This window comes from Actinophytocola sp. (genome assembly GCF_050699915.1).
Taxonomy (GTDB): Bacteria; Actinomycetota; Actinomycetes; order Mycobacteriales; family Pseudonocardiaceae; genus Actinophytocola.
Genome location: NZ_JBOHGA010000206.1, coordinates 1 through 11,047, shown reverse-complemented (window position 1 = coordinate 11,047; position 11,047 = coordinate 1). Strand labels below are relative to the sequence as shown.

Below are 11,047 nucleotides of genomic sequence, written 5' to 3'. Positions count from 1 at the left end.
GCCGCGCCGACCGCGCGCGGCAGCGTCACCGGCTGCGGGTCGGCGGGCCCGAGCCCGGCACGGTCGACCGCGAGGCTCGCCACGACCTGCCCGGCCACGACGGAGATCGTGAAGACGGCCACCCCGAGCGTGGCGACCGTGACTCCCTGCGCCGTCACGAACACGGCCCCGCACGCGCCGCCCAGGCACTGCCAGGGACGCAGCCGACCGCCGCGTACGCTGTCTCGAAGCCGGACCACTCCGGCACGGGCCGAGGGAGTCGCGGCCACGGCCACGGCGAGCAGGACGGTGCCGATGCCGAAGGAGATGAGCGCGGCGAAGACGCCGTCGTGGATGACGAACCCGAGCTGACCGTTGATGCGGCCCTGCACGGCCAGCGCCACCCCGCCGACGGCGGCGACGGCGGCGCCCGCGACCCGGACCCGTGCGGGCGGATGGTGTGGTGAGGAGATCACGTGTGCACATCCTCGCCCACGGTCTTGCGGTGCCGGTCGGCGGCCAGGTAGAGAGCTTGCAGAGCCGCAGTCGGATCGACAAGGGAAGATGTGAGCGTGGCACAACCGACCCAGCTAACGCCGACCGAGCAGGACGCCCTGGTCAAGCAGATCGGGCTGGCCATGCTCCGGGTCGCGCCCGACGACTGGGAGCAGCTGACCGTCGACTACCGCGCGGTCGGCCGCTACTCCGAGGCGACGGGCAAGGTCGTCTACACGGACGGGGGCACCGATCCGTGGACGATGCCGCCGGACCTGCAGGCGCTGTTCGCGCGGCTGCGTGGCGGGATGTACCGCGAGGGGCGCGGGACGTGGTTCAACGCCCGGTACAAGCTCGACCACCCGTCGTCGTACAACCTCGAGTACGACCGGGAGGAGCCGTCCTGGGACCTGCCGCCACCGCCGCAGGCCTACCCCGACGACATGCGGATGTTCCCGCGGTCGGAGGACAACGTGCCGTCGTGGCTGCGCCGCCGGCTTTCCTCCGCGCCGCCGCCGCCGCGTTTTCGCGTGGCGCGGATCTTCGACGGCCCCGGCGCGATGGTCAACCGCCCGCCGGTGCCGCCCAACGACGTTCGTGACCTGCTCGGCTACCTCGACAACGCACCGCTGACCGGCCCCGCGCGCGGCTACGACGTCGACCGCATGGACCCCGAGAGCCGGCAGTCGGTGCCGGTGGCGTTCCACACGGACGGCACCTGGATCTGGCCGGCCGCGGTCAACTACTACCTGCGCGAGCACGACGTGCCGCCGGAGCCGGAGCTGGTGGACCACATCGCCCGGCTGCGCTTCGAGATCCCGTTGATCGACGATCCGGCCCGCTCCGCCGCGGCCGCGTTCCTCGGGCCACCTGGTCCGGGTGGGCCCGGCGGTCCTGGCCCTGGCGGTCCCGGTGGCCCTGGTCTTGTTCTTGGTGGGCCCGCCGGTCCTGGTGGTCCTGGTGGGCCGCCCGGACCGCCGCCGCGGCCCGCATCGGGGCCGACGAGGGCCATGCCGGCGGTGGGTCCCGGCCCTGGTCCTGGTGGTCCTGGTCCCGGCGGCCCAGGTGGGCCTCTTGGTCCGCCGCCCATGCCACCGCCGGTGCCACCGCCCGTGCCGGTGGTGCCGCCGGAGCCGGTCGGTGCCGCGCCGGCGGCCGCGTTGCCGTCCCAGGGTCCGCCGGCGAGGACGGTGGACGAGCTGCGTGCGCGGCTCTCGGACCTCGGCGTGCCGGACTCGGCATTCCGGATCGGCCGGCCGGCCGGACGCGCGTGGACGATGGAGCAGACCGAGGAGGGCTGGCGGGTCGGTTGGTACGACCGGGCCTTCGTGGCCCCGGCGATGTTCGAGGACGTCGCCGACGCGTCCGCGTTCCTGCTGGGCAAGCTGATGATGGACGGCGGCCGCGCCGTTGGTGGCCCGGTGCACGTGGTCCCCGCCCAGCATCCGATGATCGGCGACCGCCTGGGGGCCGAGGACGCCGACAGGAACGCGTTGAGCTCCGACGAGCCGGTCCGCCCGAGCGAGGAGCTGGACGTCCCGCCCGCGGAGCCCGGCTACGGCCCCGGCGCGCCGGGCTACGGCCCACCTGCCGGCCATGCCGCCGAAGCCGGCTACGGCGCCGCTGAGGGCGGCTACGGCGGCCCCAACGGCGGCTACGGCCCACCCGCCGGCGACCGCGGCCACGCGGCACCGGACGGCGACTACGGCTTGCCGGTCGGCAATGCGGCGCCGGACAGCGGCTTCGGCGCCGCGGACGCCGACTACGCCGAACCGAAGGCGCCGGACCCCGGGTTCGTCCCGGCGGGGAGCGGCCTTCATGGCGGTGGCTTCGGCCCAGCCGGCGGCGGCCCCGACGGCTTCGGCGCACCCGACGGCTTCGGTCCGGCCAGCGGTGGCGCACCCGCCGGCGGCTTCGGCCCCGGCGACGGTGCGCCGGACGGCGGCTTCGGTCCGGGCAGCGGCGGCTTCGGTTCCCCGGGCGGCTACGGCGCTCCGGATCTGCCGGCCGCGGAGCCCGCGCTGCCCGACTACGGCCCATCGGGCGGCGCCCTCCCGGACGCCGAGCCCGAGTCGGGCCGCCACGGCCGGCACGGCAGGCACGACGCCGACCGGCCCAACAACGGCCAGCCCGACAACGGCCGGAACCTGTTCGGCCAGCCGGACGACGGGTATGGCCGGCCCGGCAGACCCGGCGGCCAGCCCGACTCGCCGGATCCGCTGGGGGCCAGGCACGCGGGCGCCGACCCCGAGAAGACCCAGTTCGCCCGCCCCGCCCTGGGGCTGTCGGACGTCGACGGGCCCGACTCACCCCGACTCGACTCGCCTCCGGCCGGGTTCGAGCGCCCGGGCGTGGTGCGCCCCGACTCGCCCCGGTCCCTGTTCGGCGGTCCTGACCTGGAGCCGGCTCGACCCGACATGGGCCGCCTCGACTCGCCGAGGGCCAACCTGGACTCACCGCGCGCCGGGTTCGAACGACCCGACCTGACCGGGCCGGAGTCACCGCGGGCCGGGTTCGAACGCCCCTCCGACCTGACCCGACCCGTCTCCCCCCGATCCGGCCTGGACTCACCGCGCGCCGGGTTCGAACGACCCGACCTGGCCGGACCGGAGTCGCCGCGCGGCGGGTTCCGGCAGCCGGACCTGGCACGTCCCGACTCGCCGCGGGCGGACCTTCCGCGGCCCGACTCGCCGCGCGCCGAGCACGCGAGCAGCGTCGCTCAGTCGGACCGGCCGGCCGCCGCGCCGGTGTCCGGAGACTGGCCGATCAGCCCGCTGCCCGGCGAGCCGCCGCTGACGCTCTTCCGCGGCAAGCGGCTGATGGAGCTCGAGCCCGGCACGGAGATCGACCGGTTCGGGGACGACGACGGCAACCTCGTGTACGCCGTCGGCACCCCGTTCAAGGAGCGGTCGCTGGTGCCCGAGTGGGTGGACCGGCCCTACCACGCCTACCGGGTCCGCCAGCCCGTGCAGGTGCTGACCGGCTCGGCGATCCCGTGGTTCGACCAGCCGGGCGGCGGGACCGCGTACCTGCTTCCCGACGCCGTCGGCGAACTGGTCGCGATGGGCCGGCTCGTCGAGGTCATCGCCACGAAGCCGCCGCCCGCCTAGCCGACGCGCAGCCCGTGCGCGGCGGCGAACGCGACCGCGGTGTCCAGGTCGACCTGCGCGCCGGCGAGCTTGGCGTGGGTGAGGCCGGTGGCGTCGAGCTTGGCGGCGCGGAGGTCGGCGCCGTCGAACACGGCCTCGGCCAGGCGCGCGCCGGACAGGTCCGCACCGCGCAGGTCGGCGTCCCGGAGATCGGCGCGGATGAGGTTGGTCTCGCGGAAGCGCAGGCCGGCGAGGACGGTCTTGCGCAGGTTCGCCTCGGTGAGACTGGCGAGCGTGAAGTCGCACTCGGTGAGCGTCCACGGCCGGAACCGGCACTCGACGAACGTCGAGCCCATCATGGTGCTGCCGACGAACTCGCTCTCGGTCAGCGTGGTGCGTCGGAACATGCACGAGCGGAACGCGCTCGCGCTGTGCCGGGACTCGCCGAGGTCGGTGCGGGTGAAGTCGCAGTTGTCGAATGTGCAGCCCATCGTGACGAGCTTGCGCATATCGGCCTCGACGAAGCTGCAGTCCTCGAAGTGCCGATCCATCCAAACCTGCCCGGGCAGCACCGCGTCCCGGTAGTCCTCGCCGCGTTCGGTCATGCGGGAACTCTAGGGAACGACCACGACAGGCCGGCGCGCGTCGTTGACGAGCGAGCGCGCGACCCCGCCGCCGCGGCCGACGACGATGCAGTCGGCCCGCCGGTCCTCCGCGACGATCTCCAGCCCGTGCGCGGGGTCGCCCCGGTAGTGGACGAGCTCCCACCGCACGCCGGTCGGGTCGAGGTAGCTGGTGGCGGCCCGGCGCAGCTCGTCGACGAACTCGCCGGCGGCCTCGGCGGCGCCGGCCATGCCGATGGGTGACCAGTACGCGGGGCGGCCGAGCGCCTCGACGTAGACGAGGACGAGCAGCGCCCGCTCACGACGCGCCAGCCCACTGGCCCAGGCGGCGGCGTGCAGCGCGCGATCACTGCCGTCGATCCCGACGACGATGACAGCAAGCCCGTCCTTGCTGACCTCGGGATCGCGACCGTGCAACGACACTCTTGGATCTTAGAACCGTTGCCCCACAACGAGATAGCGTCGATCGGCCCATCCGTCCCCGATCCGGCGACTTGGTCAGCGGAAGTCCCGGGACTTCGCGGGGATGCTCAGGTCCAGTGGTTCCAGGTGGTCGGCCAGGATGCTCGTGACGCCTTCCGCGCTCTCCACCATCCCGCGGACCAGCAACGCCGACGAGCTCCGCGCGACACGGCGGTAGCGGATCCACAGGCCCGGCGAGCAGACGACGTTGATCATGCCGGTCTCGTCCTCCAGGTTTATGAACGTGACGCCGCCGGCCGTCGCGGGGCGTTGGCGGTGGGTCACCGCGCCGCCGATGAAGATCCGGCACTTGTCGTCCTCTTTGGACACCGCGTTGATCGGGACCGCGCCCAGCTCGTTCAGATGGGTGCGCAGGAACTCCGTGGGGAACGTGTTCGGCGACAGTCCCGTCGCCCAGACGTCGGCCACCGCCAGCTCCAGCGGGCTCATCCCGGGCAGCGCCGGCGCCGTGGCACCGACCGTGGTGCCAGGCAACCGGTCCGGCCGTTCGCCGGCCACCGCACCGGCCGCCCACAGGGCCTCCCGGCGGGCCACCGCGAAGCAGTCGAACGCGCCCGCCGTGGACAGCGCCTCGATCTGGGGACGCGTCAGCTGCACTCGCCTCGCCAGGTCGACCATGTCCGCGAAGCGGCCGTTCGCCTCGCGCTCGTCGACGATCCGCTGGGCCAGGTCGTCGCCGATCACGCGGACGGCGCCCAGGCCCATGCGAACGGCGGGTCCCGCGTCGTCGGCGCGGTCGCGCGGTTGGCGCCGGCGCAGCACGAGGCCCGGCGTCTCCAGCGTCGGGTACGACCGGCTCGCGTTGACGTCCGGGCCGCGGACGGTCACCAGGTGTCGACGCGCGTCGGCGACCAACGACTGCGGCGAGTAGAACCCCATGGGCTGCGCCCGCAACAGGGCGGCGCAGAACGCGGCCGGGTAGTACAGCTTGAACCACGCGCTCGCGAACACCAGATACCCGAAGCTCAACGCGTGGCTCTCCGGGAAGCCGAAGTTGGCGAACGCCATCAGCTTCTCGTAGATCCGCCCAGCCAGCTCCGCGCCGATCCCGTTCTTCGCGGCGCCGGCGTAGAAGCGCTCGCGTAGTCGCTCCATCCGGCGCGTCGACCGCTTGGCACCCATCGCCCGGCGCAGCTCGTCGGCCTCGGCGGGCGTGAAGTCGGCGACGTCCACCGCGATCTGCATCAGCTGCTCCTGGAACAGCGGCACGCCCTTGGTCTTGTGCAGGGCCTTCTTCAGCAGCGGATGGTCGTAGGTGACCTCCTCCTGTTCGTTGGCGCGACGGATGTACGGGTGCACCGAGCCGCCCTGGATGGGACCCGGCCGGATCAGCGCGACCTCGACGACCAGGTCGTAGAACTTCTTGGGCTTCAACCGGGGCAGCGTGGCCATCTGCGCCCGACTCTCCACTTGGAACACTCCGACCGAGTCGGCGCGCTGGAGCATCGCGTAGACGTGCTCGTCGTCGAGGTCCAGCTTGTCGATGTTCACGGTCGTGCCGTGGTGCTCGCGGACCAGCTCGACCATGTACCGCAGCGCGGACAGCATGCCGAGGCCCAGCAGGTCGAACTTCACCAGCCCGGCGGCCGCGCAGTCGTCCTTGTCCCACTGCAGCACGGTGCGCTTGTCCATCCGGGCGTGCTCGACCGGGCAGACCTCGCTGACCGGCCGGTCGCAGATCACCATGCCGCCGGAGTGGATGCCCAGGTGCCGCGGGAAGTTCTCCAGCTGCCCGGCCAGCTCCAGCACCGCCACCGGCACGTCGTGGTGGTTGTCGTCCACTGTGGACTTGAGCGGTCCCCAGCGGTCGATCTGCTTGCTCCACGCGTCCTGCTGGCCAGGCGAGTAGCCGAGTGCCTTGGCCATGTCGCGCACGGCGGACTTCGCGCGGTAGGAGACGACGTTGGCGACCTGCGCGGCGTGCCGGCGGTCGTAGCGTTCGTAGACGTACTGGATGGCCTCCTCGCGGCGGTCGGACTCGATGTCGAGGTCGATGTCCGGCGGGCCGTCCCGGGCCGGCGCGAGGAACCGTTCGAACAGCAGGTCCCACTTCACCGCGTCGACCTTCGTGATGCCGAGCGCGTAGCAGACCGCCGAGTTGGCCGCCGAGCCGCGGCCCTGGCAGTAGATCCCGTTGCGGTGACAGAAGTCGACGATGTCGGACACGATCAGGAAGTAGCCGGGGAAGCCGAGCTCCTCGATGACTCGCAGCTCGTGCTCGAGCTGTGCGTAGGCGTCCGGTCGTTCCTCAGGCGTGCCGTACCGCAGGCGGGCGCCGGCGTGGGTCTTCGCGCGTAGGTAGCTGTCCTCGGTGTGCCCCGCCACCTCGAACGGTGGCAGCTTCGGTGCGACCAGCGTGAGGTCGAACGCCAGCTCGTGGCCCAGCCGCGCCGCTCGTCGAACGGCGCCGGGGTAGCGCGCGAACCGCCGGCTCATCTCCGCGCCGGAGCGCAGGTAGGCGGTCGGCGCGGGCGGCAGCCAGCCGTCGATCTCGTCGAGGGAGCGCCGGGCGCGCACCGCGGCCATGGCGGCGGCCAGGTCGCCGCGGTCGGGATGCGCGTAGTGCACGGCGTTGGTCGCGATGGTCGGTAGGCGCAGTTCCACGGCCAGCTCGGCGAGCAGGTCGTTGTGCGTGGTGTCCAGCGGGAGGCCGTGGTCGATCAGCTCGACGTACACCCGGTCCCGGCCGAACCGCTCCACCAGCGCGGAAAGCTCGGCGAGCGCGGCGCGCGGCCCGTCTCGCAGCAGGGCGGCGCGCACCGAGCCCTTGCGACAGCCGGTGAGCACGACGCACTCGCCGGCGGTCTCCTCCACGATCTCGTCGAGGTCGTAGCTCGGGCGGCCCTTCTCGCTGCCGTCGGCGAGCTGGCCGGTGGTGATCGTGCGGCAGAGGCGTGCGTAGCCCTTGGTGCCGGTGGCGAGGAGGAGCAGGTGCTCGCCTTCCGGGTCGGCGACGCCGTTCTGCGGTTCGTTCAGGCCGAGACTGAGCTCGGCACCGAAGACCGTGCGCACGCCGAGCTCCTTGGCCGCCTCCGCGAAGCGGACCACGCCGTACATGCCGTCATGGTCGGTGATGGCGATCGCGTCGAGGCCCAGCAGCGCCGCCGCCTCGACGAGCTCCTCGGGATGGCTGGCGCCGTCGAGGAAGCTGAAGTTGGAGTGGCAGTGGAGCTCGGCGTATGGGGTGCGTTCCTCCGCGGCGGTGGGCCTGGCCCCGGGTGGGGCTGTGTAGCGCTCGCGGTGGTTCGTCCAGGCGGGACTGTCACCGCCGTCGCCGCGGATCTCGTGGCCGTCCTCGGGTGGCCGTCCGGAGAGGATGCGCTCCAGCTCGGACCAGCGAACGGGTGGGTTGTCCCAGCCCATCAGGGGGTCCTGGCTGTGGGAGTGGGTGTGGGAGTGGGTGTGCCGGCTCCGGTGGCTCCGGCCGCTCCGGTGGCACCCCAGAGCCCGTATCCGCCACGAACCCCAAGGCCGATCGGGGAGGCCGAGCCGGTCGAGAAAACGGGGCCGGCGAAGGCACCTGGAGACCGGGCTGGCAAAGCCGAACCGGTTGGGGTGGTCGAGCCGGCTGCGGTGGTTTGGCGGGTGTGGCCGGTGTGGCGGGGAGGAATGTCGGGAGCGGTTCTGTCGGGTGGGGAGTGCTGCTGGTTCATCAGTGGGTTCGGACGTTCTCTGGGGAGCGGCGGGGTACTGGGACCAGCAGCTCCAGGCCCAGCAGGTCCGGATCTGGGAGCTCGCGCCTGGAGTTGGGGTAGCCCGCTACGCAGACCGGGTTCGGGTGGCCGATCACGAACTGGCGGCAGCTGCCGTCCAGGGTGCGGCACTCCGGGCAGGCGCGGGGGTCTCGTGGCATCAGTCGTACATCCCTTCCACCGTCCACTTCTCGTCGGTCAGGACGAGCAGCAGCGCGGTCTGTGTGTCCCCTTCGGACTCTTCGAGCAGTACCTGTAGTCGGGTGCGCCGGCCGGGGCCGGACCACCAGCGTTCGTCGGTGCGCCACGGGCCCGCCCAGGCCGCGACGCGGCGTGGGCCCGTGCCGTCCACCGCCACCTGGGTGGGCAGGCCCGTCAGCTCGTCGCGGACGGTGATGTCCACCGACCGGCCCGACTTGTCGGTCACCTTGGCGGGCAACGGTTTCCTCGGCACCGTCGCCGGGGACGGCGCCGGCAGCACGCCCGGCCACGGCGCGTCCGGGTCGGCGGTGGGACTTCGCTCGTCGCCCCACGGCACCAGGCGCACGCGCTCGCCGGGACCGCGGCCGCCGCCGAGTACGGGAACCACCACGGCCTCGGGACCCAGCAGCCCCTGGACGTGGACCATCGCCCGGCCGGCCCGCTCGTCGGCCTCGGCACGGCCCTCGCCGCGCCACAGGTCCAGCTGCAGCGCGTGCCCCTCGATGACCTCGACAGGCTCCAGCCGCAGCAAGGTGACGCCGGCCGACAGCGTGGTGCCGCGCAGCCAGCCGTCGAGCTGCCAGCGGACCCGGTCGGCGATGCCGGACGGGGTGAGCGGCTCGGCGGCCCGCCACACGCGCTCGCGCTCCTCGCCGTGCGCGGTGGCCGCGTGGATGCCCAGGCGCGTGCAGGCCAGGCCGTGCGCGGCCAGGCCGGCGTGTAATCGCTCGGCCAGGATCTTGGCCACGAACGCGGCCGCGTCGACCCGCTCGACCGGCGGGTCGAGTGCCTTGTCGACGGCGAGCTCGGGCGGCGGACGGCGCCGGTCCGGCGGACGCTCCTGACCACCGCGGGCCACCCGGTGCGCGACGACCGCGTCGGCCCCGAACCGCGCGGACACGTCCCGCTCGGGCACCTCGGCGAACGCGCCGAGCGTGCGTAAACCCAGGCGGCGCAACAGGTCCACCAGGTCCACGCGGTCCTGTCCCTCGGCCGGGCGGTGCAGCTCGCGCACGCTCAGCGGGGCGAGGAACTCCCGGCTCGCACCGGGCGCGACGATCACTCCGCGGCGCGCGGCGAGGATGGCGGCGAACAGCCCGTCGGCGATGCCGACCTGGCACTCCGCGCCGGTGCGCGTGGCGACCTGGTCGATCAGCCGCTCGGCGGCGACCTCCTCTCCACCGAAGTAGCCGGCCGGGCCACGGGCGGGCACCGCGACGATGCCCGGCCGAACTATCTCGACGCCGACCGCGAGCTCCTCGACCGCGGCGGCCACCGGTTCGAACAGCCGCGCGTCCCGATCGGGATCGTCGGCGAACACGACCAGCTCGGGGCAGCGCCCCTGGGCCTCGCGACGACGCATGCCACGCCGCACGCCCTCCGCCCGCGCCGATGTGCTCGCGGCGACGACGAGATTGCCGGTGACCACCGCGATCGGCCGCCCGGGGAGGAGGGCAGCCGCCGCGCCCGCGGCGATCACCGGCCAGTCCGGACACCACACCACGAGCATCCGGTGTGGTGTCTCGACGTTGTTCATGATTCGAAAATACGTTCGAATCGAAGAGGTGTCAAGCTGACTATCAGCCAATCCTCAGGTGGCCGAAATCCTTTGCTCCCAACAAGTTAGCCGCCGCACCCGACAGTTCCACGCGCTCACGCGACACCCACCGGATCGGCCGCCGGTCGGGGCCGCAAGCCGGCAGCACGGGCGCGATACCGCCGCCGGGAGCGGGCAGCGACAGGGTCGTCCGGGTGGGGCGCGAGGCGACGCCGCGGCCCCGGGCCTGGACGGTGACCTCGCGACAGGCGAGGTGACCGTGCCCCGCACCGATGCCACCCCAGTCGGACCGCACGCAGCTCAGCTCGAGGTCGACACCCGGCCAGGCGCCGACCGTGAGCAGGACGGCGCCCCGGTGGCGAGCCCGGGCGGACAGGCGTCGGGCCTGCGCGTCGGTGAGCCGAGCGCGCGGGGTGACGACCAGGTCCATCCCGTCGAGCAGGGCGGCGACCACCGCGGGCAGGTCGGCGCCGGGATGGCGGACGAGCGCGAGCCGGTCGACCGCGACGCCCAGCTCGGCGGCGGCGAGCACGCCGAGGTCGGGCATGCCGACGGCGGCCGCCCACGAGCCGCCGGTGGTCGGCTCCGCCAGCAGGGCGAGCAGCAGCGACGTCGAGCCGTGCACCGACACGGTGCTGCCGCGCCGGAGACCGCCCCACGGGAACAGCCCGGAAAGGTCGGTGTGCACGGGTAGCATCCGCACCCGACCGGACGGCACCGCGGCGAGGTCGCTGGCCACCCCCATCGCACCGGGAGTGGCCAGCGATGCACCCAACGCCGGCATTCGCACACACCTCCCCCGCAACTCCGCACGCGCTGCGGGGAAGGCAGCATCACTCGAACGCCTGTTCGATACTAGCAGAGGGTGGCGGAGCCGGAAACCACTCTGCCGGGTGAAAACAGCGCGTGCCGCCGGCGACGGCCGGC

At 73.3% G+C, this 11,047-nt stretch carries 8 protein-coding genes; 1 reads left to right on the top strand and 7 read right to left on the bottom strand.

Going from position 1 to position 11,047, the window contains the following annotated elements:
• Positions 1-455, bottom strand: a 455-nt coding sequence (locus tag ACRDSK_RS27060; protein WP_431444129.1) for a DMT family transporter, incomplete at its 3' end; no start/stop codon positions are given.
• 96 nt (positions 456-551) lie between these two features.
• Between ACRDSK_RS27060 and ACRDSK_RS27055 the strand changes: the two genes are divergently transcribed.
• Complete coding sequence (locus ACRDSK_RS27055; protein WP_431444127.1) at positions 552-3,584, top strand: glycohydrolase toxin TNT-related protein; 3,033 nt, start codon at positions 552-554, stop codon at positions 3,582-3,584.
• On the opposite strand, the gene ACRDSK_RS27050 is transcribed toward ACRDSK_RS27055, so the two are convergent.
• The 6 genes from ACRDSK_RS27050 to ACRDSK_RS27025 form a co-directional block, all read right to left on the bottom strand.
• Positions 3,581-4,168, bottom strand: coding sequence for a pentapeptide repeat-containing protein (locus ACRDSK_RS27050; protein ID WP_431444126.1), 588 nt, complete (start codon positions 4,166-4,168; stop codon positions 3,581-3,583). The genes ACRDSK_RS27055 and ACRDSK_RS27050 overlap by 4 nt on opposite strands.
• A gap of 9 nt (positions 4,169-4,177) precedes the next feature.
• Positions 4,178-4,609 carry a universal stress protein gene (locus ACRDSK_RS27045; protein WP_431444125.1) on the bottom strand — a complete coding sequence of 144 codons (432 nt, stop codon included), beginning with the start codon at positions 4,607-4,609 and terminating at the stop codon, positions 4,178-4,180.
• Positions 4,610-4,684: 75 nt separating this feature from the next.
• Positions 4,685-8,032 carry an error-prone DNA polymerase gene (locus tag ACRDSK_RS27040; RefSeq protein WP_431444123.1) on the bottom strand — a complete coding sequence of 1,116 codons (3,348 nt, stop codon included), beginning with the start codon at positions 8,030-8,032 and terminating at the stop codon, positions 4,685-4,687.
• A gap of 289 nt (positions 8,033-8,321) precedes the next feature.
• Positions 8,322-8,522, bottom strand: coding sequence for a hypothetical protein (locus ACRDSK_RS27035; protein WP_431444122.1), 201 nt, complete (start codon positions 8,520-8,522; stop codon positions 8,322-8,324).
• Entirely contained in the window at positions 8,522-10,099 is a 1,578-nt protein-coding gene (locus tag ACRDSK_RS27030; protein ID WP_431444121.1) for a DNA polymerase Y family protein, read from the bottom strand. Before ACRDSK_RS27030 ends, ACRDSK_RS27035 begins: the two co-directional genes overlap by 1 nt.
• A 43-nt stretch (positions 10,100-10,142) precedes the next feature.
• The gene (locus tag ACRDSK_RS27025) at positions 10,143-10,904 is read right to left on the bottom strand and encodes a hypothetical protein (RefSeq protein WP_431444120.1); all 762 of its coding nucleotides are present in this window, start codon (positions 10,902-10,904) and stop codon (positions 10,143-10,145) included.
• Between the last annotated feature and the right edge of the window lie 143 nt (positions 10,905-11,047).

Coding starts and splice junctions, on each gene's coding strand:
- ACRDSK_RS27050 (WP_431444126.1), bottom strand. CDS start 4,168: ATGACCGAACGCGGCGAGGACTACCGGGACGCGGTGCTGCCCGGGCAG.
- ACRDSK_RS27040 (WP_431444123.1), bottom strand. CDS start 8,032: ATGGGCTGGGACAACCCACCCGTTCGCTGGTCCGAGCTGGAGCGCATC.
- ACRDSK_RS27035 (WP_431444122.1), bottom strand. CDS start 8,522: ATGCCACGAGACCCCCGCGCCTGCCCGGAGTGCCGCACCCTGGACGGC.
- ACRDSK_RS27030 (WP_431444121.1), bottom strand. CDS start 10,099: ATGAACAACGTCGAGACACCACACCGGATGCTCGTGGTGTGGTGTCCG.
- ACRDSK_RS27025 (WP_431444120.1), bottom strand. CDS start 10,904: ATGCCGGCGTTGGGTGCATCGCTGGCCACTCCCGGTGCGATGGGGGTG.